We start from the raw sequence: 22,889 nt of genomic DNA on the forward strand, positions 1-22,889 counted from the left end.
ATAAGCGAAGCGAGCGATCACAATAAAAAAATTCCAAACAATAACCTTTCGAGAATTGTTTGGAATTTAAAAGGGAACACTTAAAACTAGTTTGCTGCCCAGCGATCATAAGCGGCTTGATACGCTGCCACGTATTCTTCAACGCCCATTGATTCAATTGTTTCGACATATTTGTCCCACTCATCAAATGAAGTGACACCTGTAATGAATTTCGCTTCCATTTCAGTTGTATAAGTTTGTAAGTCGGTTGCATTTGTAGCTACTTTATCATTTTCTTCTTTAGTTAAGTATAATAATGGGAATGGTACTTCTGCCACTGGCTCCATTTTTTCTTGTGTTTCAGCAATAACCCAATCTCTAAATGCAGTATTTGGTTCTTCATCCGCACTCACACGAATTGGTTCTTGATCAATGACTAAGTTTGGCGTTACTAACCCATAAGCTGGCGTAATTTTAGCTCGGAAAGACTCCGTATCATTTAGATCAACTTCAGGTGTATACACTCGAACTTCTTCGCCATCTTTTGTTGTTGCTGTTTCCCAATAAACACCTTCTGGTCCTTGTTCTAAGTATTTTGAACCTTCTTCAGAGTAGAAGTAATCAACCCAACGTAATGACGCTTCAACCGATGGATTTTGGCTCGTGATTGAGAATGCACCACGAGAAAGACGTGGACTACCTGGAATTACTGCTTCTGGTGAATATTCAGAAGAAAGTGGTTGGAATATTGGATCATTCGTTGCTTCTTGTTCACTACGACCTGTTGTGAAGAAGCTATAGTAATCTGGGAAAATACCCAATTGATTTTTTTGTCCTTTTGCTTTCTTTTGATCGTCTGATTGACTGTACACTTCTTTATCAAGCAATCCTTCAGAATAAAGTTTGTTCATGTATTCTAAGAACGCTTTGTAGTTTTCTGAGATTGGTGTGTAAGAAACGACCCCATTATCTTCTTGAATCCCTTTTACTTTCATTCCGAATGCACCCATTAACCATAAACGGCTGCCATTCATTTGAACATCCGATAATGGGATTTCGTCTTTTTCGCCATTTCCATTTGGATCTTCATCGCGGAAACGTACCAGTAAATCATAGAACTCATCAGTAGTTTTTGGTAATTCCTCTACACCTAAAGCATCTAGCCATTCTCCATTATACCAAAGTGGGCCTTGATACCAAATAGACGTTCCATTACGTGGAATCATTGGTAGAGAGTAAACATGTCCATCTGGAGTCGTAATCGATCTTAAAATATTTGGGTCTTCTTCAATTAGTTTTGACAGATTTGGCATAGTTTCAGGCGTAATATAATCTTCTAACGCGACTAAAATCCCTTGAGAACCATAATCAATTTCCATTGCTGAAGTCAATGTATTGGAACCTGCGCCATAAATAATATCGGTTAAGTCACCTGACGCAAATGCTAAGTTTAATTTTGTCGGAAAATCAGCATTTGGTGGCGTGACATAAGTCGTCGTGATGCCAGTTTTTTCCATATAGTCTTGCAGTGTCGCCATGTCTTCCCACTCTGCTTCACCCATTCCAGGAGCCATGATACTTAGCGTTAATTCTTCGCCTTCTGCAATAATAGGAAATTGGCTTTCTGTATTTAGTTTTACTTCTTCTCCTTCTTTAACCCCATTGCCTGTTGCATTCCCTGAGCCACAAGCCACTAAAATCGTACTGAATAAGGCAATTCCTAATCCTAAAACTACTTTATTATTTTTACGCATTTTCATTCTCCTTTTCTACTTTATTGTGTCTTTTTTGTTACTTTTAACCCCATTGAACCAACTGTTGGTCGATGAATCTGACTCCCATCAATCTGATCCCCATCTAAGATTGTTACGACTCCCCCCGTTCCTAAATCAATAATTTCATCGCCAACTTCAGCTTCGATTTCAGCAAGTGAAAACGTCCCTAATTGTGAGGCTTCAATGCTTCGAAAAGCATAATGGGTTTTTTCATTTTTATTGAACGTTAGTTTCCATTCATTCGCGCGATCTTTCGCTTGCGCTCGGGTATGATAAATTCCTTCTCCGTAAATGGCTAACCATTCCCCAATCTCTTGTAGAATCGTTGTTTCTTCCTCCGTAAATGTTCCTTGAGGAGTTGGGCCAACACCCAAGATTAAGTTACCACCTTTACTGACCACATCAACAAACGTATCCAATAATACTTGACTCGATTTAAACGTCTCTACTGGTACATAGCCCCAGTCGTTCCCAATTGGAATATTACTCTCCCAAACTTTTGTTGGAATTTCATGTAATGCTGGTATCTTTCGTTCAGGTGTGACGTAGTTCTCATGGCGTCCCCCCATCATACGATCGACCATAATCAACTCTGGGTTTTGTTCACGGGCAATTTCAGCTAAACGATCCATTTGTAAATCTTCCTTACCTTGGCCACACCAACCACCATCTAACCACAATAAGTCGATATCCCCATAATTATGCGTGATTTCATGAATTTGATTATGAACAAATTGCACGTATTTCTCCCAAATTTCTGGGTGCTTTTGCGTATCGTAACTTGCTCGACGTCCTTTTTTAGTCTCATCATCTAACCAATAATATTGAGAATACCAATCGGCTTTTGAATAATACGCGCCAATTCCAAAGTCTTCTTCACGAAAAGCATCAAACACTTCTTTTAAAATATCCCGTTTAAACGGACTTAATTTTCCGCCGACTTTATATTCCGTTTCCATCGTATTGTAAAGGTTAAAACCATCATGGTGTTTCGTCGTGAAAATACAATACTTAAAGCCTGCTTGTTTACACGTTTGTGCCCATTTTTTCGCGTCGAGTTGTGTGGGATTAAATTCAGAGATTAAATTCCAATAATCTAATTGGAGTTGTTTGAAATCTTTTCGAAACTCTCTGCCTTCTCTTGCCCAAACATCTTCTTCAGATAATTGCCAAGATTCGACGATTCCTGCTTGAGCATAAATGCCATAATGGAAAATGACCCCTAATTTTAAATCTTGAAACCACTCTAAGCGTTCTTTTACCATATTTGTTTCGGGATAGACGACTATTTCCTCTTCTTCAATCCCTTTTGCTTCTTCGATGTCACCTCGGATGATACTCAATGAAACCGCCTCCTAAATTTGATATCCCAACTGTAAGCGCATTCGAATATTTGCGCAATGTGTATAATTCTTTTAATATGTTAAACAGATAAACGTTGGATTATAAAGGGTTCTAACGTTATCTCGGATTTTTTTAATCAACATTCTTTATTCGTGTTTCTAAAATCGTATCATAACCAGATAGTGGAAAGAGTTCTTTTTTGACAATCAATCGTCCTCTGAACTTTATTTTTTTAGGGAAGAGACCTCCATAAAAATCGCGTGGATTTTAAACGGAGGTCTTTAGAAATGAAACCGTTCGTTAGTGGCACGCCCAATGAATATTGGCTGCTAGGTAAATAGCTATCTATTCTTTCACGCTCAGAGATTCCAGTAATTTGAAATCTTTAGCCTGTCGGACAAAGGACTTCACACCGCAATAATGATTTCTTTCATTACGTCAGTGTCAGTCACGTATCGTTTACTTAGTCGGTTGCAACCGACTCGTTTTATTCTTTTAATTAATCCGGTAAAAAATCGGCATCCTTCTCAGATGAATCTTATTTAAATAAGTATGATTAAGTCAATTTTCTCATTTATTTCCTAAAAAAATACGCTTAAATACTTATTTTCAAAATTTTGATTTCTTCGTAATGCGCAATCTAAATGTAAGCGTATTCTGTAACAGGCGCAATATGTATAATCCCAAATCTATGTAAAAAGAGAAAAACATTAATATAAAGCCTTTGGTAACGCTACATATTCTTTTCTTCTTTAACAAAGAACAATCGAATGGTGTCTTTTTAAAATCTATCAATGAGGTTAGCAGAATCTACTTGATCTAACTAAATTAAAAATAAATAAGTATACATTAGAAAAAAACTCATAATGATGATATGATACATACTATCTAAATAATTGAAAAGAGGTGTCTTTGATGATCAACAAACGGAATTTCATCTTAATCTCTCCCCACTTCCCCGAAAATTTCACGCCTTTTGCACAACGATTAAAGGAGGAACATTTTCAAACTTTAGGCATTGCGGATGTCCCTTATGAACAACTAACGGATCGTTTAAAAGAAGCATTGACTGATTATTACCAAGTGAGTGATATGGAAAATTATCAACAAGTTTATCAAGCAGTTGCCTACTTTGCCTATAAATATGGTCGCATTGATCGCATTGAGTCACATAATGAACATTGGCTTGAACTAGATGCCCATTTGCGCACTGATTTTAATGTACCTGGCTATCATTTAACAGAAATTCCAAAAATCCGCCGAAAATCAAACATGAAAGAGATTTTTCGCTCGATTGGGTTACCGGTTGCTAAAGGACGCGTCTTTTCAGATTTTTCCGATGCCTTACAATTAGTCCAAGAACTCCACTATCCCGTCATTATTAAACCAGATAGTGGGGTCGGTGCGACAGATACGTATAAAATTGATCATCCGCATGATTTAGAAACATTTTTTACTACTTGGCAAGCCGACGTCCCTTATATTATGGAAGAATTTATTTTAGGAGAAATAGAAACCTTTGACGGTATTGCAGATCAAGACGGTCGAGTCGTTTTTTATTCAACTTTTCACTACAGTGAGGCTGTTTTAGATACGGTTGAAAAAAATAGTGAGATGTTTTATTTTATCCCACGAGAAATCCCTCAAGATATTATTGAAATGGGCAAAAAAATCGTCGAAGCTTTTCAAGTAAAAGAACGCTTTTTCCATTTAGAATTTTTCCGAACCACTGATGGGAAATTGATTCCTTTAGAAGTCAATATGCGTCCCCCTGGTGGCTTATCGATTGACATGTTTAATTACGCCAATGATATTGACGTCTTCCAGGAATATGCCACGATTGTGAAAGATAATCAGTTTCGAGCAAATGTCACGCGTCCCTATCATTGTGCGTATGTTTCGCGTAAATATACGAATCAACCTTATCGTTACTCTAATGAGCAAATACGAGAACAAATTGGGGCTGGATTGATTCAATGCCAATCAATTCCTGGTATTTTCGCCCAAATCATGGGCGATGAAGGGTATTTGATTCGCAGTGCTACCAAAAAAGAATTATTTGAATGGATTCAGTTAATTCATCAACGGACAGAGGAGGTAACCCACGATGCATTTTGAACGTAGATCCCATTTCAGTCATTTTTTACAAGAAGAACGGGCATTTAATGTTTATGGTCACGCAGGAAAACCCATCATCGTCTTTCCTTCTTCTGGTGGAAGTCAAAATGAATACGGCGATTTTGGGATGATTGCGGCTTGTCAATCCTTCATTGATCAAGGTCTCGTCACTTTTTATACACCGGATTCCTATGATCGCGAGTCGTGGTTTGCAACTTGGAAATCACCAGAGGAAATGGGGCGTGCCCATGACCGCTACGATCAATACATGATTCAAGAACTGGTGCCTTTAATCAAACACGAAAGAAATTGGCAGGACGGATTGATGGCGACAGGTTGTAGCATGGGAGCGTATCACACAATCAATTTTGCTTTACGTCATCCCGATGTTTTTGATCAAAGCATTGCGTTAAGTGGTGCATATGATGCGCGCTTTTTCACAGGCGATTATCAAGATAGTCCAAGTGTCTATTACAATTCCCCGATTGATTACTTAGAAAAAATGCATGATCCGTGGTTTATCGATCGTTATCGAAAAAATCTCTTTATTGTTTGTGTCGGTCAAGGGAATTGGGAAGCCCCTCATATTGACGAAACGCAACGTCTCGAGGCTCTTTTTCAGCGAAAACAGTTGCCCGGTTGGTTTGATTATTGGGGATTTGATGTCCCTCACGACTGGGACTGGTGGCGAATTCAAATGCCCTATTATTTAGATCAACTCGTTGCCCAAGGACGACTCTAAAAACGAGCGTGGTGATTCATTTTTCCTCACTAAAAAAGTTTTCCGCTAACTTCCTCATGAAGTCTAGCGGAAAACTCTTTTTTTATTGAAAACTAGACACTAAAAATTCACCAAAATGATCGGCCCAACATTTTTCATGGTGAATCGCATCGGCTAAAATCCGAAACCAAATCGTATCAATCGGCTGCCCCGTTCTCAGCAAGGTTTGATAATACCAAAGGGAGCTATCGAGGTACATCTGGTTCACATTTTTAGAAGTGAAGCCTTGGTCTGTTTCATTTCCTTCCATCGTGCCAACTTGTAAGTAGACTTTCGTCTGTGTGGCTAATGGATGTTGCGCAATATAGTGTAAAAAAGCTTCATCGTTAACCCACGAGGCTAGTGAAAAAATGCCCAGGACACCAAAAACATCCGGATAAGTCGCTCCCGTGTACGCCGTCATGAGTCCACCTAACGAACTACCAGCTAGAAAACTTGTTTCCTTCTGTGGGGAAGTACGATAGTGTTGATCAATAAAAGGCTTGACACATTCTACAATCCAACTGGCATGGGCTTTTCCTAAGCCACCGACTTGTTGTGTTTTTTCGATTTCGGCTGGATTCATTTCCCACGGCGTGTATTCGTTTAGACGCTGTTCACCATCATGATCAATCGCGACGATCATCATATCTGGAATTTGACTATTCCACTTTAAGTGAGGGATGACCTTCCAAGAATGTCCTGAATAGGCTTCACGACTATGAAAAACATTCTGACCATCATACATATAAAGTACGGGATAGGTTGTTTGCGTGTTTTCGGTATAGTTTTTTGGTAATAACACACGAATGCGGCGTTCACGTTTGGTATACGGAACCATTAAATAATGGGTATTTAATTGTAAATAGGGATCTTGGTATCTTTTTGGCAAATTCCTACCTCCTCTAACATGATGGTTGTTGAATCAATTGTTGAAACTCTTCCAAAACTCGCGCTTGCTCTGTTTGAGTAAGTTTTTTCCATTCTTCATATAATGCCAAACTGCTTGGATGATAGTGGCTTTCTTTTTCAGGCATACTTGACATTAAGCGTAGCGCATACGCTTCGAAGCTCTTTTTTTCTCCCACAAATTTGGGCTGTTCCCTTTTAGCGCTCGCCTTTTCAATTAAGCGAATCTCACTTAATAAGGCTAAATAATCAGCCACGAAAATCGGCATCTCTACTTCTCGAAAAGTCAGAACTCGCTGAGCCAAAACCTGATTGTACGCCACCGGTTGAATTAATTGCTCATTTCGATAGCGGGCAAAAAGATATTGTTGCCATAAATCTTCTGGAAACAATATCTTTTTATCTTTTAACCATAATAACTCATCCAGGGCCATATCGACGTGATTAATCCCCTTTTTTATCTCACTCGCTACCTCTGCGCTTACTCCTAGGTGATCGGAAAAATGGGTAATTCCCAAAGCTATTTTTTCTTGTGTTTTTTTGGATGTTAAAACAAACTGATATTTCACGGCTTTTCCACATTGGCAAAACAAGTGATACCGTTTTAATTTCCGATTATAATTTTCATCGATATTGACCGTTTCAAATTGCCAAGCTTCATCAATTAAATAATGATGTTTTAAGAAAAAAGAACCCATTTGATATTTTTTATGGGTTTCAATTAATGCTCGCTGTGGCTTCGTTAACCGTTGGTAAATTTCTTGACGATTTTTCACTGTTAATGTTTTGCGTCCCTCTAAGGGATATTCCTTTAATTGATAAGTTTGGGGATACCATCTTTTATATTTCTGTAAATGTTCCTGAACTTGCCCCATCTTTCAACACTCCTTTGTTTCTGTTCTCTCTCTGTCGCATCTCTCCACCACTACATCGATTACCTTCTCCGTAATTCCTCTTCTAATCAATGAATCACTCACAAAAGAAAAGAGCGCCCTCAAATTTTGAGTGCGATCCGTTTTCCATGCTTATCCTACTTATTTAAATAGTGATAAATGGGACGCGATAAGTGATTAATAAAAAATTGAATACTCACACCCATTAAAAGAATGGCCATAACTGGACCAATTGAGAGCTGAGCACCTAGTAAAATACCGGCAATCGCAAAGCTGATATCACACAAAATACGGAAGATTCGAATAGAGCGCTTAAATAGTTGATTTAAGGAAAAAACAAGTGCTTCATAAGCACCTCTGCCAAAATCAGCGAGTGAATATACCGCAATCCCGAAAGCTAAAATCAATAAGCCTAAAATAAAGAACATCATTCGTAGACCTACAGAATCAATCGTGATGGTTTGTCGTAATAAGAAGTCAGTCGTGACAGAAATGACCAAGGGATTCAATATACTACCGATAAAAATTTCTTTTCGATCCATGAAAAAAACAACGATTAACATCAGTGCGCTGACCAAAAGATTCGCTTGTCCAATCGTGATGCCTAATCGATTCGATAAACCAATCCAAAACATTGTTAACGGGTCACTTCCGAAGTTTGCAATAATGGTTAAATAAATTCCGATGCCCATCACGGTAGAACCAAGTACGACAAGCAGTAATTTTTTACCATAGTTTTTTTGTGCCAAGCGATTTCTCCTTCTTTCTAGATACGTTCTATTCCTTAGTATAACACCCTTTAATCTGAATTTCCTGACTTTTATCTTCCCATTTTTTTCTCATTTCCTATTTCCTAAAAATAATTATTCATGCCTTATGTTATACTGGTCTTAAAATAATGGAGGTGTTTTTTTGAAAAGAGGATTAAAAATAGTTGGTGGTTTCGTCGCAGTTCTTCTCATTATTCTCGGAATTTACATTACGTATCTATTTTTAGATTATGACCGCTTACCTGACCAACAAGAAATTACCACAATTAAAGGAACGAATGTATCCGAACAAACAGAAAAGGCTCAATATCGTGCGACCAGTTTCAATATTGGCTATGCTGCCTACCCTGCCGATTACAGTTTCTTTATGGATGGTGGGAAATATTCGCGAGCCTACGACAAAGAAACCGTATTGACAAATCTAGACGGGATTTCAACGGCACTGACGACGCTTCAATCCGATATTATCTTTCTACAAGAAGTCGATACCATTGCCCATCGCTCCTTTAAAGTGAATCAAGTCGACTACCTCACTGACCAATTTTCAAACTATGATGCCGCTTTTGCGCAAAATTACGATTCAAGCTATTTATTTTATCCCTTTACCAAACCCATTGGGCAGTCGACTTCAGGACTCTTAACACTGAGTCAATTTCCAATTGTGACCACTACCCGCTATTCGCTGCCGATTGAGACGGATTTCAACAAATTTTTTGATTTGGACCGTGCTTTCAGTGTCAGTCACACTACTTTGGGCGAACACCCCCTCACCTTAATTAACGTTCATTTATCCGCTTTTACAGAAGATACGACGATTCTTGATAATCAAATCAAAAAGTTGGCGGCAATCATGGAAGCTGAATATCGAAGTGGTCGAAGTGTTATCGTTGGGGGCGATTTTAATCATGATTTACTGGGAAATAGTCCCGAAGTCTTCGAGACAGAAAAGATCATTGAAACATGGACCCATCCTTTCCCAGAAGAATTCTTATCCGAAAACTTCACCGTCGTCAAAAAAGACCTGATCGAAGCAAAAATTCCTACTGTTCGAGCGAATGGCACAGGGTATACTCCCGGCGAAACCTTTGTCTCATTGATTGATGGATTTATTGTTTCCAATGATATTATCGTCGAAACAACACAAGTGACGGATTTAGGTTTTGCAAACTCTGACCATAACCCGATCACGTTAACTTTTCAGTTTAAAGAAGAATAAAAGGAGTGGTTAAAGGATGACGATTTTCGATACTTTTTATCAAGCGGCGAATCCTCAAAAAGCGATTGCGATGGAAGCCTATATGAGAAATCAGTTCAAATTCTTAGGAATCACGGCTCCTGAGCGAAAAATTCTCACACGTGATTTTTTAAAAACAATCAATAGAGCAACGATTGATTGGGAATTCGTTCAACAATGTTGGGAAAAAGACGAACGTGAATTTCAATATTTAGCAATTGCCTATTTAACCAAGTTGAAACAGCGCTTAACAGTCGAAGACATTCCGCGACTACGACAACTGATTGTGACAAAATCCTGGTGGGATACCATTGATTCGTTGGATAAATTAGTTGGATACGTGGCCCTTCACCATCCAACAGTTGAAGCAACCCTCCTCGACTGGAGTACCGATGATAATATCTGGCTTCGTCGTGTCGCGATTGATCACCAAATTTTGCGAAAAGAACAAACGAATCCAGTATTACTTGAAAAAATAATTTGTCATAATTTTGGACAAAAAGAATTTTTTATTAATAAAGCGATTGGCTGGAGTCTCAGAGACTACAGTAAGACAAATCCTGAATGGGTTAAAGCTTTTATTGCCCGCCACCAAGATCAAATGGCACCTTTAAGTATTCGAGAAGCGAGTAAATATATTTAAGGAAATACCATTCACCGAACGAAGAATAGGAGCGTTCGGTGAATGGTATTTTAAAATGACTTCTTCGTTTTTTTACTGACGTAATTCAATCTTAATCACGGTATCGATATCATCCGGTAATGGATAGGTAAAGTGCGACACCCCTCCAAACTCTAAATAAGTCACATCTGAAAAAGCCTTGGTTGTCCAACTATTTGAAACCATGATTTCACTACCATCACGTAACAGTGAGGCGCGTTTAATGTTTGTCTTGTCTAAACCTGGTAGCGCTAACGGTCCAATCGGTTGATCAAAAATATGGGCATAAAGGACATTGCCATTTTGGGTGTAATACCCCCACTCGGGTTTCGCTAAATCTGTCGCCATGCCGCAACCTTGAGCTTCCACACCACTCATGGGATGGTGCCAGTCATTGTATTTTGGATAATCAGGATGATGCCAATCGATTAGGCTAAAGTATAAGCCCACTTTCAATCCTTCTTCGCGTAGCGCTTCGACGTATTCAGCAATCAAATCACGCTTGATCGCCGTATTGGTTGATTTAAACTCTGTATACTTACTATCAAACAAACAAAAACCATCATGGTGTTTCGCGGTTAATACCACGTACTTCATTCCTGCCTCTTTCGCAGCTTTCGTCCACGCTTTTGGATCATAGTCAACGGGATTAAAGGCCTCAAAGTATTGGTGATATTGTTCATTCGTCATTTTTTCATAGATTTTTACCTATTCTCCGCGACCTGGAATCGCATACAATCCCCAGTGAATAAACATCCCAAATCGATCTTCACGAAACCATTCGGTTCTTTTTAAAATTTTTTCTAAACTATTTGTCATGCTGATTTCTCCTTTACAACATGCGTTTATTTTTCTATGTGGTACGCGCATGGTTGTATTTCGTCATTTAGTCAAGAGCAGATTCCCGACTATTTTCAATCTCTTTCCTTAACCTAAAAGATAGAAAACCTTTTCAATCATGCCATTAAAAAAGCTATCTGACAAATGAACAGTCACACACTCATTTGATACAGATAGCTGAAAGAACGAGTCTTACAATTTTTTCACAAATTCTGACTTCAATTTCATCGGTCCAAAACCATCAATTTTACAATCAATGTTATGGTCTGAGTCGACTAAGCGAATACTTTTAACTTTGGTTCCCTTTTTCAAGACGCTTTGAGCACCTTTCACTTTTAAGTCTTTCATGACCGTCACACTATCACCATCAACGAGGAGATTGCCGTTAATATCTTTGACAACCAAACCTTCTTCTACTTCTCCTGCTGATTCACCAGACCACTCATGTGCACATTCTGGACAAATATAAAGTCCACGATCCTCATAAGTATATTCCGATTGGCACAATGGACAATTGGGTAATCCCATGCTTTTCTTCCCCTTTCAAATGACCAAGCACGTCTTCTTCCGACACACGCTTTGTTTTTTTCTTCACTAAATACTATAGCATGTTTTGATGAACGCTGCTAGTTCACTTGAAAAAATACGATCTTTCCTGACAAATAGTAGGGAGGAAAGACAGTTATGACATGATTTCGTTTGTTTCCCATTTAAAGCGAACATGATATGTCATATCCCCTTCATACCAAGCTGCAAAATTTGTTCCCCACACATTATTAAAGAGATTGACAAAAATACCATCGTTTAGATTTGGCAGTTGATTGTCAAACTTCAATAACGTTCTACGACCGAGTGAGACCAGAGGGGCATCTTTCGTAATCAGATCAAAGCGACCTTCGTATCCCGTATAGCGCATCCCTTCATCAGAAAGCACACGCATATTACGGTTTCCATTTTCGAGTACATTTGACGGATTAACGGGATAGTTCATTTTTTGCATAACCCAACGCGTTGGATTGCTGACGTGGATACTCGTTTCTAACCAATAACCTTCAGGTAAACGGTTGGCTTGTTTTTCTTCCCATTTATAAGATAAATCAATTGTTTTTTCTTCCAAGTTAATGATATACAAGTGTGTTCGTTTTCGGAACGCCCCATTTTTTCACGTCTTCATCGCTATACGCAAGATCTAGCGAGATTTGAGCAGTCTGATCATCAAGTGTCATGCCGGCTTTGATAATCGAAGGTTGATGGATCTCATGACGAACGTCAGAGTAAATCTCAATGCCACGACGGCCAAAGTCTCCCATTGCCCAACTTGTTGTCCAACGAGTGAGACGACTGTAATCGACGAAGAAATTCGTATAGTCATGAAAGTCAAATCGCTCGTAAGATAACCCCCCAAATGTCTTGCCTTCTTCAATTAACGAATAACCATCGATGATTAAACGACTCATGTCACCTGTTGTGCCAATCACAAAAGACACATTTCCAAAATCGTATTGTTTTCCTGGCATGATTGTAGTGGTTGTTTTGATATCAGGGATTTCTTTTTCAGAAGCGAGATAGTTGAAACAGGCGATTGCGATGCAAATGACTAATTTGTACCGTTTCTAATTCCATTCCTCGTATGTATTCGAGTCGTTCTATTACTTTTAGAAATGTTTCGGGTGAAGGATGACCCGGCGGTTCCTTTAACCAACCCAATATCGTTTTATTGGATTCGGATGGATGCTGCGAAGTAATGATCTCTTCAAGCTTTCCTTTTTGTTCATTTGTAAGAGATTGACTAACAGTATTAAACAGTTTCTTTTCAGCCATTGCCCTTGCCTCCCACACCATTCTTTCAAGTGTAGTAATAGCAGGCAGTATGATTTTGTTTTTTCTTAGAAAATCTATACATTCATGTAGTAGATGTATGGCATCGCCATTTTCAAAAGCTAATTGATGAAGATGCTTAAATGCTATTCGATATTCTCTTAGAGTAAAAGTTACAAAGTCGTATTCACTGCGAAGTTCTTTCAAATGATCCCAAAGTGTATTTTCTCTTTGAGAATAAAGACTAATCGAAGATGGAGTGGCACCGATTTGTTTCGATATATAATGTATGACTGATTCCGGGATGCTTTTGATATGAGTGTATGGCCAACCGGGATACCGAAGAACAGCTAATTGAACAGCAAACCCTAAACGGTTTTCTTCTCTCCTTCGCTTATTAACTATTTCTAAATCCCGTTTGGAAAAAGTGAAGTAGGTCCCCAATATCCATTCATCTTCAGGGATTTGCATAAAATCCTGCCTCTGTTCCAGTGTAAGCAATTCTCTACCTCTCGCAATTTTCATTCAGTATCATCCCATTTCCATAATTATTCAGTTAATTAGTTCAATTATATATCAATAGAGTGTACTCTATTGATACAAGTGTAGTAGACTGATAAAATCATAGTTAAGAGTGTCTCATAAGACTTGTCTCAAAAACGAGGTGATATTTTGCGAAAAATCGGTTATATACGTGTCAGTTCGACTAGCCAAAATCCTTCAAGACAATTTCAGCAATTAAACGAAATCGGTATGGATATTATTTTTGAAGAAAAAGTTTCTGGGGCAGCAAAGGATCGCGAGCAACTTCAAAAAATGTTAGAGGATTTACAGGAAGGAGACATTATTTATGTTACAGACTTAACTCGGATTACTCGGAGTACGCAGAACTTATTTGAATTGATTGATTTAATACGCAGGAAAAAGGCAAGCTTAAAATCACTCAAGGATACATGGCTAGATTTATCAGAGGATAATCCATACAGCCAATTCTTAATTACAGTAATGGCTGGTGTGAACCAATTAGAACGAGATCTTATCCGTATGCGTCAACGAGAAGGGATTGAGCTGGCTAAGAAAGAAGGGAAGTTTAAGGGTCGTTTAAAGAAATATCATAAAAATCACGCAGGAATGAAATATGCAGTAAAACTATATAAAGAAGGCGGTATGACTGTAAATCAAATTTGCGAAATTACTAATGTGTCTAGGGCTTCATTATATAGAAGGCTATCGGAAGGAAACAAATAGTTTGTCCTGATTCTATCAAAAGGTTTATTTTTTGATACCAACATTTTTAGGCATGAAATGTCGGCAATTATTATCTATTTTGTTTTAAAGTAAATATTGAAAGGGAGTAAACTTATGGATTGGCTAGAAAGAATGAACAATGCGTTAAACTACATTGAAAATAGCTTGAATGAAGAAATAGGCTACAAAGAGATTGCAAAAGCAGCTAATTGTTCTGAGTTTCATTTTTCAAGAATGTTCTCTTCAATCTCAGGTATATCGCTATCAGAATATATTAGACGTAGACGGTTAACACTCGCAGCATTTGAAATTCAAAAAAGTGATATTCGGATCATTGATGTGGCAATTAAATATGGTTATGTTTCTTCTGATACTTTCTCACGTGCTTTTCAAAAAATGCATGGAGTAACCCCTTCCAATGCTCGTAATAGAGGGGTACAGTTAAAAGCCTTTCCCAGAATTTCTTTTCAAATTTCTATTAAAGGAGATACCGAGATGGAGTACAGAATTGAAAACCTTGATTTTGAATTAAGAATTGTTGGAAAAAGTAAGCCAGTAAAAACAAGCAGAGCATTTAAAACAATCCCTACGCTTTGGAACACTGCGAAAAAAGATGGATTTATGCAAGAACTAGTAGATATGTCATGGGAAAATCCAAAATGCACGCTTGAAAGCCTTCTGGGGGTTTGCGGAAAAGAAGCTGCCATAACAGATGAACAATTTTCCTATTTCATGGGCGTAAGATACGATGGGGAATCCCCAGAAAATATGGAGACGCTTATTATTCCCGCAAGTACATGGGCAGTTTTTCCGAACATAGTGGATGCATGGAAACGTTTATATTCCGAGTGGGTCCCTACCTCCGAGTATGAACTTGCAAATTTACCGTGTATAGAATGTTATTACGGTCCGAAGCATAAACCAAGACACGAACTCTGGGTCCCTGTTATCCCAAAGTAAATTACATATTCAGTAATAGAATGCTGTTTATGGAGTAACGAAAAAAGAGCCTAATTTCTCAATTTAGGTGATGGGAAATCAGGCTTTTTATATTGGAAATTCCTTATCGTTGTAAATCCGCATTTTCCTGACGCTACCCCAATATTCGTTCTGATTTTTCTCATTAGCCTCATCTTTAAGAAACAAATTCAAACGCAACTGAAACAATGGATGCAATAAAAAAGGAGGAACTCGCAATGACGATTTTCGAAGACTATTTAGCCACACTTGAAAAAAGTGAACAACGAGAAAAAATGGCGACACTCTTAACGTGGATCGCGCAACACTATCCAGATTTAACGCCGGTCATAAAATGGAAGCAACCGATGTTTATAGAACACGGAACCTATATCATTGGTTTAAGTGCTTCTAAGCATCACTTTTCCCTTTCGCCAGAAGCCAAAACGATTCGTCTCTTTGAAGACGAAATTAAGGCCGCCGATTATGAAACGACCATCAATACGATTAAAATTAAATGGACACAGCCGCTCGATTACGAACTTTTCAAAAAAATGATTGATTACAATCGAACCGATAAAAAAGAGATGACCCAATTTTGGCGCTAACACATGACCCTACGTCGTGTGTTTTTTTAACAAGTATTACGTTTTCGAGATAAATTCAATTATTTGCAAAATATTCATATTCATTTTATGATTAGGGCGTTAAACAAAAGAAGGACGTGAATGATTCATGACAGAAAATTTAAACTACATCCCTCAATTTGATGCTTCAAAAGGGCTCGAATTTGGCTTATATACCTTAGGGGATCATCTAGCAGATCCTCACACTGGTACTTTAATTTCCCCGCAACAACGATTGCAAAATATCAAAGAAATGGCGGTTCTAGCAGAACAAGCTGGGCTTGATACGTTTATTGTCGGCGAAAGTCATCAAGATCACTTTGTCACACAAGCACATGCGATTGTGTTAGCTGCGATTGCCGAAGCAACCAAGACAATTACCTTATCGAGTGGTGCCACTATTATCAGTACATCTGACCCCGTACGCGTATTTGAAAACTTTTCGACGATTGATTTACTATCGAATGGACGGATTGAACTCGTTGCCGGACGCGCTTCACGTGTCGGATTATTTGAACTATTAGGCTACGACTTAGCCGATTATGAAGAATTATTTGAAGAAAAATTTGATTTACTTTTAAAACTTAATCAACAAGAAACGATTACTTGGGAAGGAAAGTTCCGTAAACCACTTCGTAATGCCCATATTTTACCGCGTCCCTTGAATAAACAATTACCCATTTGGAGAGCAGTCGGCGGCGGTCCTGGTAGTGCCGTTCGTGCAGGACGCGCGGGCGTTCCCATGTATATGGCGCACTTAGCTGGTGCAGCACAATCCTTTAAATATACGATTGATGCATACCGACAATCAGCCAATGATGCCGGTTTTGACGGCGATCATCTGCCAATTGCAACAGCTGGTTTATTTTATGTCGCTGACACGACGCAAGAGGCATTAAAAGAATACTATCAACATGTCAACGCTGGCTTAGTCTTAACCAACGGCCAAGGATTTCCAAAACAAGCCTTTGCACAAGCACCTGACAAACGCAGTATTTTAAACGTCGGTTCTCCGCAACAGGTCATTGAAAAAATTCTGTATCAGCACGAATTATTCGGACACCAACGCTACATTGCTCAGCTTGATTTTGGTGGTGTTCCTTTTGATAAAATCATGAAAAACATCGAATTGATCGGGAATGAGATTTTGCCCGCTGTAAAAAAATATACCGCAAAGTAGGTAACGCCTTATGAAAATCACCTTACTCTCTGGTTCTGTTGTGGGGACGAAAACCCAAACAACAATGACCATCATGCAAAAAAAAATACAAGAACAATACCCAGAAGCTTCCGTTACGTTGCTTGATTTAAAACAATTAACCCTTCAATTTAGTGATGGGCGCAACTACTTAGACTACACGGATGATACTCGTTTCGTCACGACAACCTTAATGGATTCGGACATTATTTTAATTGGTTCGCCGACTTTTCAAGCGTCTATTCCAGGTACGCTAAAAAATGTGTTTGATTTATTGCCACAAAGTGCTTTTGAAAATAAAGTCGTGGGGCTCGTCATGACAGCCGGTTCTGCCAAGCATTTTTTAGTCGCCGAGATGCACTTGAAACCAATCATTCACTACATGAAAGGAAACTTGGTAGCAAACTATGTCTTTATTGAAGAACGAGATTTCCATCAAGCAACGATTGTGAATGACGATGTCTTATTGCGCCTCTATAAACTCATTGAAGATGCGATTGTGTTAACAAAAGCATATAAACAAGTATGGGCCGAACAAGAAGCGTCTTACGATTTTTAAGACACATTGATTCTAAACAAATAAAAAGACGCTTGTGCCAAATGAGGATATTCATTTGGCACAAGCGTCTTTGATTTATGATGAGACCACTAAAGCTGCCTCTTGATTTAATAAGTACGGGCGAAGATAACCTAAAGTACTACACATTGGTAACACTTCTTCTTTTAAGTCGATTCCTAGTACCTCTTTCAAGTAACGACGACGTTCTACCATTCTGTCCCATAATTGCGGATATTGAGTTTGAATTTCCGCTCGCAACGACGCATCCGCAAGCACTAAGGTACTTTCTGCCGATACCCCATGATGCTTTGGATGAACCGGAATAAAATCTAATTGGAAAATCATCCCACTTTTAACGGTCGCGTTTGATCCTGAATAAAATGGCGAAGACAACCATTCCTCATCCGCCACAAGATGTCCAGGACACAACTCCCAGCCATGTGTTTTTTGCGGGAAGAACGTATTAAAGGCCGCAAAAAATTCGCCAGCGTTTGCGCCAATTTTTATTTGCTCTAACCAAAAATGATAGGCTGAAAAATAAGGCACCACCATTTCGGTGAAATAGCCTGGATCGACTTGTTCTAATTCTTCTTTTGTCTGAACCGCATAACCACTGCGACTAGACAATCCTCCTTTGTAAGCAACGGTTAACGCTACTTTATCGCCATGGGATAATGTTTTTTCAGTTGGATAAAGGTTCGCATGTGCAAAGCGTTCCCCAAAAGCCGCAATCGTGACAACGGAGTTATATTGACCCTCTTTATTTAATTGATCGCCTACTGTCGTTTCAGAAACACCAACTTCTAATTGATTCATGGCTGCTAAAACGCCATCGGATGCTAACGATGCCCCATACTCATAAAACGCAATTTCATTGGCATTGTTCACGACACGTGCCCCTTCACTTGCATCGATGAATAAAGCTGTCGCATTCCAGACCTTCTCTTCACCCACTACTTCTTTGATTCCAGACACAATCCATTCTGGAATATCAAACAATTGAACAAAATCTTCTAGCTGCGCTGAAAGTAACTTCCAGCCAACTAAACCAACCCGTTCGGATGCATCGATGTTCGCTTCCACTAAGTAATCTTTCATCGTCGCTGTAAAATCCATCGGTTGATTCGGAAGAGAAAAGAACGGGCATTTCACGCCTTTACTTGCAATTCGTGCGTATTTTACTTTATTAACATTTTCATTTCCTAACACAAGCGTGCTTGAACCATCACTATTTAAAACAAGAAGTGCTTCTTCAAAGCGTGGAATAAAGCCGGTTAAATATTCAAAGTTACTTCCATGTTCTTTATCCGCGTAGATTATGAGCGAACTGAATTGGTATTTTTTCATAAGCGCTAAAATTGCTTGCTTTCTTTTCTCAATCGTTTCATCAGATAAAAACACTCGTTTATTTTCATGATCAAATGCCGGTTGTGGAACTTTTTTTACGTCAATTTTCATCTTTTTTTCCTCCTTGAACGTTAGGTGTTGCATGGCTGTTGAAAATACTTTTTGACAGTATCAACGGCCATTATGTTAGCCGCGTCATCACACTTACATAAATGAGTATACCAAATCTAAAAAAAAGAAATTGTTCAAATTTTGAACGACTACTTTTTAGGCATGAATTGAAAAAGATAGTATTCTGCAATTAAATCAAATAAATAGGTCATGCCATACTTGCCGTAGACACCCGAAAAATCATTCTCAATATGCTGCTGACTAATCCAGTAAATTTGGTCGTACGTTTGTTTAAAGCGTGGGTCGGTATTTCCCGTAATCAGGATTTTATGTCCAGGCAAGGATTGTAGCCATTGATTGGCTTCCAAGGCAAATGTCCCAGAAGTCGAGACTAATAGTAGCAAGGTTTCTTCATCGACCGCATTTAAACTATTATTCGCCGTATAACTATCAGAAACAACCGAAACAATTTTATTGGCAAACAGTAATTCTTGTTGAAAACGAACCAAATCGCCACTAGAGTTATTCGCACAAACGAGAATAACCCGTTCGTATTGATGAAGCAAAGTCGCAATCTCCCCAATTTGCTCATCGGTCATCACTGTATTGATATCGTCTACCATTGTTTGGATTTCAAAAGAACGCTGCTTTCGATAATCATGAATCGTCGAAAATTGACGATACGTTAAATTACTTGGGAAAATAATCTGCGTAATCGATTGTTTGAACTGGCTAAAATTTTCATAGCCAATTCGTTGGCAAAAGCGGCGAACGGCTGAACGAGTCGTATACGCTTGATCAATGACTTCGTTCACTGAAAGGTCTTTTACGCGGTCGATATTGCGCAAAAGAAAAGCCGCCACCGCGTAATCATTATCTTGCTCACCATTATTGATAATGCCAAATAACGTATTTAATAGCCCAAAATTATTAATATTCATCGAGCACCACCGTTCCTAATCTTCTAATCACTTAAGATTATCTTAGAAAAGCGATTATTTCAAGCAAGACCCTGTTCGTTCATTCAAAAACGACAAAACACCAACAAGAATGATTTGTTAGATCAAAGGATAACTATCCCCCTTTCACAATTGAGCGCTAAGAGCGTTTTAAAGACAGAAAAAAGTGTTGAAGAAATGATAACATGATCAGTCTTCAACACTTTTTTTCTATCGTTTCAATTACAACCCTTTTTTCCCAATGATTGGGAAAAATTTGGGTGTTTTACTAGCATAAATTTTAAAATCTTCACGCTCTTTATATTTTTCTTCAAGTAAAGGGGCTCCTGAAACGAATACCAACAATAAATTGATCACAATTGGACTAATGATTAACCAACTATTTCCAAGACCTGTTAGCGAAATCAAGAAGATTCCCCACCAACAAATCGCTTCACCAAAGTAATTAGGGTGTCTAGTCAGTGACCATAAACCATCTGTTAATAGCTTCCCTTTATTTTGTTTATTCTTTTTGAAATTTTCTAACTGTCGATCACCCACTACCTCAAAGTAAAAGCCAATTAACCAAATCATGACACCTAATAGTTGCCACCACTGTAATCCAGTCGTTGCTTGTGTGAAACTATGCATGATTGGTAATGAGATAATAAATAATAAGACACCTTGAAGAACAAATACATTTATGAAAGCTTTTAAATGGACTAAAGTCGTTCCCCAGCTTTTTCGCATATTGACATAACGGTAGTCTTCTGGGCTATTCCAGTTTCTCTTCACTAGATGCCAAAACAGGCGTAGGCCCCAAAGAGATACAAATAACAAAATGATTGTTGTTTGTATGCGTAACTGTCCGCTAACAATCAAACTTGTCCAGCCAACAACCACGAAACCTAATCCCCAAGCAATATCAACGAGTCCGTAATTATTCTTGACTGTCGAAATAATGAACCAAGTGACAAAATAGGCAAGTAAAACCAACGCAACGGTCCAGTAAATCATGCGTTGTCCTCCTTTTTCACAATTCCAGCCACGGCAACACACCCAACGCCAGCACTAATAGCAATAGCCGCTGAACTCTCAACCACATTTACAGTAAGATTCGCTGGTGTTATAGCTAAACGCTTTTTGACGTCTTGTGCTTTTGGCGCATTGTCAGCGTGAGTAATCGCTAGCGCCTCAATCTGATCCTTCTTCAAAAGCGCATTCACTTTCTTCAGAATTTTCTTTTCAGTCCCTTTTTGACTAAACGCAATACCGCTCAATTTACCCTCGCCTTCTGGACTGAGACTGACAATCGGATATAAATGCAAGGCTTGAGCAATTTTTCCTAAACCTTTTGGAATTCGTCCCGATTGAACCATCGGCGCAATATCAGCAACCGCCACATAGATAAAGCAGCGCGCAATCGTATCCTCGACTGTTTGAATGACTTGAGCAAAAGAATCGCCTTTTTTAATCGCTTGAACGGCTGTTTCAACTAGCAATCCTTGAGCAACCGAATTTAATTTAGAATCGATGACCACAATGCGATCTTGCGCCATCGAACGAGCGGTAATCCGTTGTTTCAGTAATTGATACGTTCCACTTAATTTTGAAGAGACCGTGATGACTAAAATTTCCTCATATTTATCTTCTAAAAATGACAATAACGAATCAACACTTTGAATACTTGGTTGCGCCGTACTCAATTTTTGATTGTTTTTTATTTTATCATGAACAATCGAACTATCAATCGTGTATTTATCTAGATAGCTGGCTGAATCGTTTAAAATATTCATCGGTAGCACATGAATTTGCTCTTCTAATAGAAATTCTTTTGGCAAATCAGCAATCGAATCTGTGACAATCGCAATTTTGTATTTTGGCTGTTTTGTGACAGAAAACTGAAGTAACATATCGTCGACTTTTTGATGGGTAATTGTCCCATGCGTTTCTAATTCTTTTAAAACTTCTTGCGGACGATCCGTATGGATATGGACTTTCAGTTGTGACTTACTTCCCGCTAAAATTAATGAGTCGCCTTGTGATTGTAAGTGTTCTTTTAAAAATGGCAACTCAATCTGCACATCTTTTAATAAGAATTCTGAACAATAGCGATGTGTTGGTTCTTCGGTTAAGTACTCCACTTCTGAGAACTCCATCGTTGGTTTCGACATTCGATTGGTTAAAACAGATTTTTTTTCTTTATTACAGTAGGTATCCGTGAACCCTTCGATAAACCGATAAAAACCTTTAGCACCTGAGTCGACTAATTGATTTTTTCGTAACACACTTAGTTGAAATTCTGTTTGTTTGACCGCTTCATACGCTTTTTTCTCAGCAAAAATCAAGGCTTTTTCCAAAGTCCCTTCTTTCAAGAAACGTTCATACAACGATTCAGACCAGACGCGCATTACCGTTAAAATCGTTCCTTCTTTTGGTTCTAACAAAGCTTGATAGGCTTCTGGTACCGCTTTTTCAAAAGAAGAAGCAAAACCTAAGGCATTTTGTTCACCTTGCTCAAACATGCGCGCAACAGCATTTAAATACTGAGCAAAAATAATCCCCGAATTCCCTCGAGCACCTATTAAAGAAGCCGTGGCAACGCTATTTAATGTCATATTTACCGAAGGCGTATTCGGATCAACTCGGTCCAAGATAGCTTGCATCAATGAAGCCAGATTGCTTCCAGTATCCCCATCAGCCACGGGAAAAACATTGATTTTATTTAAATCATCTTTCTCCGCTAATAAATTTAAAGCGCCGCCCATAAAACTATCTAAAACGCGCTGATTGTCTAACTCCTC

General features: G+C 38.6%; 22 protein-coding genes and 1 pseudogene. 9 read left to right on the forward strand and 14 right to left on the reverse strand.

Annotated features, from left to right (window positions below; all coding sequences use genetic code 11):
• Positions 1 to 86: 86 nt before the first annotated feature.
• Together IGI68_RS01255 and IGI68_RS01260 are read right to left on the reverse strand one after the other, a co-directional pair.
• On the reverse strand, positions 87 to 1,733 hold the full coding sequence (locus IGI68_RS01255; protein WP_438729705.1) for an extracellular solute-binding protein: 1,647 nt from the start codon (positions 1,731 to 1,733) through the stop codon (positions 87 to 89).
• Between the two features lie 20 nt (positions 1,734 to 1,753).
• Positions 1,754 to 3,097, reverse strand: a complete 1,344-nt coding sequence (locus tag IGI68_RS01260; RefSeq protein WP_438729708.1) for an alpha-L-fucosidase — start codon at positions 3,095 to 3,097, stop codon at positions 1,754 to 1,756.
• A 916-nt stretch (positions 3,098 to 4,013) separates the two neighbouring features.
• Between IGI68_RS01260 and IGI68_RS01265 the strand changes: the two genes are divergently transcribed.
• Together IGI68_RS01265 and IGI68_RS01270 are read left to right on the forward strand one after the other, a co-directional pair.
• On the forward strand, positions 4,014 to 5,216 hold the full coding sequence (locus IGI68_RS01265) for an ATP-grasp domain-containing protein (protein ID WP_438729711.1): 1,203 nt from the start codon (positions 4,014 to 4,016) through the stop codon (positions 5,214 to 5,216).
• A complete protein-coding gene (locus IGI68_RS01270) occupies positions 5,206 to 5,958 on the forward strand; it encodes an esterase family protein (protein ID WP_438729714.1) in 753 nt (250 codons plus the stop codon). The genes IGI68_RS01265 and IGI68_RS01270 overlap by 11 nt, the downstream gene beginning before the upstream one ends.
• An 82-nt stretch (positions 5,959 to 6,040) precedes the next feature.
• Here IGI68_RS01270 and IGI68_RS01275 read toward each other — a convergent pair whose 3' ends face one another.
• The 3 genes from IGI68_RS01275 to IGI68_RS01285 form a co-directional block, all read right to left on the reverse strand.
• Positions 6,041 to 6,817, reverse strand: coding sequence for an alpha/beta hydrolase (locus IGI68_RS01275; protein ID WP_438733180.1), 777 nt, complete (start codon positions 6,815 to 6,817; stop codon positions 6,041 to 6,043).
• A 64-nt stretch (positions 6,818 to 6,881) separates the two neighbouring features.
• Positions 6,882 to 7,760 (reverse strand): hypothetical protein, encoded by an 879-nt coding sequence (locus IGI68_RS01280; RefSeq protein WP_438729717.1) that lies wholly within the window; start codon positions 7,758 to 7,760, stop codon positions 6,882 to 6,884.
• A 155-nt stretch (positions 7,761 to 7,915) separates the two neighbouring features.
• Positions 7,916 to 8,527, reverse strand: a complete 612-nt coding sequence (locus tag IGI68_RS01285; RefSeq protein WP_071874760.1) for a YczE/YyaS/YitT family protein — start codon at positions 8,525 to 8,527, stop codon at positions 7,916 to 7,918.
• A 163-nt stretch (positions 8,528 to 8,690) separates the two neighbouring features.
• On the opposite strand from IGI68_RS01285, the gene IGI68_RS01290 reads away from it, so the two are divergent.
• Positions 8,691 to 9,764, forward strand: a complete 1,074-nt coding sequence (locus IGI68_RS01290) for an endonuclease/exonuclease/phosphatase family protein (protein WP_438729721.1) — start codon at positions 8,691 to 8,693, stop codon at positions 9,762 to 9,764.
• A gap of 16 nt (positions 9,765 to 9,780) precedes the next feature.
• Positions 9,781 to 10,425, forward strand: a complete 645-nt coding sequence (locus tag IGI68_RS01295) for a DNA alkylation repair protein (protein ID WP_438729724.1) — start codon at positions 9,781 to 9,783, stop codon at positions 10,423 to 10,425.
• 72 nt (positions 10,426 to 10,497) lie between these two features.
• Here IGI68_RS01295 and IGI68_RS01300 read toward each other — a convergent pair.
• From IGI68_RS01300 to IGI68_RS01320, 5 genes and pseudogenes are all read right to left on the reverse strand, one after another.
• A pseudogene (locus IGI68_RS01300) lies at positions 10,498 to 11,262 on the reverse strand (alpha-L-fucosidase).
• A 213-nt stretch (positions 11,263 to 11,475) separates the two neighbouring features.
• The gene (locus tag IGI68_RS01305; protein WP_071874756.1) at positions 11,476 to 11,811 is read right to left on the reverse strand and encodes a zinc ribbon domain-containing protein YjdM; all 336 of its coding nucleotides are present in this window, start codon (positions 11,809 to 11,811) and stop codon (positions 11,476 to 11,478) included.
• A 154-nt stretch (positions 11,812 to 11,965) separates the two neighbouring features.
• Positions 11,966 to 12,400 (reverse strand): hypothetical protein, encoded by a 435-nt coding sequence (locus tag IGI68_RS01310; protein WP_438729728.1) that lies wholly within the window; start codon positions 12,398 to 12,400, stop codon positions 11,966 to 11,968.
• A gap of 1 nt (position 12,401) precedes the next feature.
• Positions 12,402 to 12,878: a DUF5054 domain-containing protein gene (locus IGI68_RS01315; protein WP_438733182.1), complete on the reverse strand. Its 477-nt coding sequence runs from the start codon at positions 12,876 to 12,878 to the stop codon at positions 12,402 to 12,404.
• Entirely contained in the window at positions 12,838 to 13,626 is a 789-nt protein-coding gene (locus tag IGI68_RS01320; RefSeq protein ID WP_438729731.1) for a DUF4158 domain-containing protein, read from the reverse strand. The genes IGI68_RS01315 and IGI68_RS01320 overlap by 41 nt, the downstream gene beginning before the upstream one ends.
• Before the next feature lie 147 nt (positions 13,627 to 13,773).
• On the opposite strand from IGI68_RS01320, the gene IGI68_RS01325 reads away from it, so the two are divergent.
• The 5 genes from IGI68_RS01325 (at position 13,774) to IGI68_RS01345 (ending at position 17,689) form a co-directional block, all read left to right on the forward strand.
• Positions 13,774 to 14,349: a recombinase family protein gene (locus IGI68_RS01325; protein ID WP_041098603.1), complete on the forward strand. Its 576-nt coding sequence runs from the start codon at positions 13,774 to 13,776 to the stop codon at positions 14,347 to 14,349.
• A 114-nt stretch (positions 14,350 to 14,463) separates the two neighbouring features.
• Positions 14,464 to 15,309, forward strand: a complete 846-nt coding sequence (locus IGI68_RS01330; RefSeq protein WP_438729735.1) for an AraC family transcriptional regulator — start codon at positions 14,464 to 14,466, stop codon at positions 15,307 to 15,309.
• A gap of 236 nt (positions 15,310 to 15,545) precedes the next feature.
• Positions 15,546 to 15,914, forward strand: coding sequence for an iron chaperone (locus IGI68_RS01335; RefSeq protein WP_071875111.1), 369 nt, complete (start codon positions 15,546 to 15,548; stop codon positions 15,912 to 15,914).
• Between the two features lie 127 nt (positions 15,915 to 16,041).
• A complete protein-coding gene (locus IGI68_RS01340) occupies positions 16,042 to 17,112 on the forward strand; it encodes an LLM class flavin-dependent oxidoreductase (protein WP_071875110.1) in 1,071 nt (356 codons plus the stop codon).
• A 10-nt stretch (positions 17,113 to 17,122) separates the two neighbouring features.
• Positions 17,123 to 17,689, forward strand: a complete 567-nt coding sequence (locus IGI68_RS01345; protein ID WP_438729740.1) for an NADPH-dependent FMN reductase — start codon at positions 17,123 to 17,125, stop codon at positions 17,687 to 17,689.
• 75 nt (positions 17,690 to 17,764) lie between these two features.
• Here the strand turns inward: IGI68_RS01345 and IGI68_RS01350 are convergent, their stop codons facing one another.
• The 4 genes from IGI68_RS01350 to IGI68_RS01365 all read right to left on the reverse strand — a co-directional run bounded on the left by IGI68_RS01350 (position 17,765) and on the right by IGI68_RS01365 (position 22,853).
• Positions 17,765 to 19,147: a M24 family metallopeptidase gene (locus IGI68_RS01350; protein WP_071875108.1), complete on the reverse strand. Its 1,383-nt coding sequence runs from the start codon at positions 19,145 to 19,147 to the stop codon at positions 17,765 to 17,767.
• 149 nt (positions 19,148 to 19,296) lie between these two features.
• A complete protein-coding gene (locus tag IGI68_RS01355; protein WP_273229937.1) occupies positions 19,297 to 20,088 on the reverse strand; it encodes a MurR/RpiR family transcriptional regulator in 792 nt (263 codons plus the stop codon).
• Positions 20,089 to 20,328: 240 nt separating this feature from the next.
• Complete coding sequence (locus tag IGI68_RS01360) at positions 20,329 to 21,102, reverse strand: DUF1295 domain-containing protein (protein WP_438729744.1); 774 nt, start codon at positions 21,100 to 21,102, stop codon at positions 20,329 to 20,331.
• Positions 21,099 to 22,853, reverse strand: coding sequence for a DAK2 domain-containing protein (locus IGI68_RS01365; protein ID WP_245785389.1), 1,755 nt, complete (start codon positions 22,851 to 22,853; stop codon positions 21,099 to 21,101). The genes IGI68_RS01360 and IGI68_RS01365 overlap by 4 nt, the downstream gene beginning before the upstream one ends.
• Positions 22,854 to 22,889: the final 36 nt, after the last annotated feature.

Source organism: Enterococcus sp. DIV1314a (assembly GCF_051713805.1).
Lineage (GTDB): Bacteria > Bacillota > Bacilli > Lactobacillales > Enterococcaceae > Enterococcus_I > Enterococcus_I aquimarinus.

Excerpts from the sequence above, each read along its gene's own strand:
- IGI68_RS01360 (WP_438729744.1), bottom strand. The coding sequence starts at position 21,102 with ATGATTTACTGGACCGTTGCGTTGGTTTTACTTGCCTATTTTGTCACT.
- IGI68_RS01365 (WP_245785389.1), bottom strand. The coding sequence starts at position 22,853 with ATGGGCGGCGCTTTAAATTTATTAGCGGAGAAAGATGATTTAAATAAA.
- IGI68_RS01350 (WP_071875108.1), bottom strand. The coding sequence starts at position 19,147 with ATGAAAATTGACGTAAAAAAAGTTCCACAACCGGCATTTGATCATGAA.
- IGI68_RS01340 (WP_071875110.1), top strand. The coding sequence starts at position 16,042 with ATGACAGAAAATTTAAACTACATCCCTCAATTTGATGCTTCAAAAGGG.
- IGI68_RS01305 (WP_071874756.1), bottom strand. The coding sequence starts at position 11,811 with ATGGGATTACCCAATTGTCCATTGTGCCAATCGGAATATACTTATGAG.
- IGI68_RS01345 (WP_438729740.1), top strand. The coding sequence starts at position 17,123 with ATGAAAATCACCTTACTCTCTGGTTCTGTTGTGGGGACGAAAACCCAA.
- IGI68_RS01355 (WP_273229937.1), bottom strand. The coding sequence starts at position 20,088 with ATGAATATTAATAATTTTGGGCTATTAAATACGTTATTTGGCATTATC.
- IGI68_RS01270 (WP_438729714.1), top strand. The coding sequence starts at position 5,206 with ATGCATTTTGAACGTAGATCCCATTTCAGTCATTTTTTACAAGAAGAA.
- IGI68_RS01295 (WP_438729724.1), top strand. The coding sequence starts at position 9,781 with ATGACGATTTTCGATACTTTTTATCAAGCGGCGAATCCTCAAAAAGCG.
- IGI68_RS01280 (WP_438729717.1), bottom strand. The coding sequence starts at position 7,760 with ATGGGGCAAGTTCAGGAACATTTACAGAAATATAAAAGATGGTATCCC.
- IGI68_RS01275 (WP_438733180.1), bottom strand. The coding sequence starts at position 6,817 with ATGGTTCCGTATACCAAACGTGAACGCCGCATTCGTGTGTTATTACCA.
- IGI68_RS01255 (WP_438729705.1), bottom strand. The coding sequence starts at position 1,733 with ATGCGTAAAAATAATAAAGTAGTTTTAGGATTAGGAATTGCCTTATTC.
- IGI68_RS01265 (WP_438729711.1), top strand. The coding sequence starts at position 4,014 with ATGATCAACAAACGGAATTTCATCTTAATCTCTCCCCACTTCCCCGAA.
- IGI68_RS01335 (WP_071875111.1), top strand. The coding sequence starts at position 15,546 with ATGACGATTTTCGAAGACTATTTAGCCACACTTGAAAAAAGTGAACAA.
- IGI68_RS01320 (WP_438729731.1), bottom strand. The coding sequence starts at position 13,626 with ATGAAAATTGCGAGAGGTAGAGAATTGCTTACACTGGAACAGAGGCAG.
- IGI68_RS01330 (WP_438729735.1), top strand. The coding sequence starts at position 14,464 with ATGGATTGGCTAGAAAGAATGAACAATGCGTTAAACTACATTGAAAAT.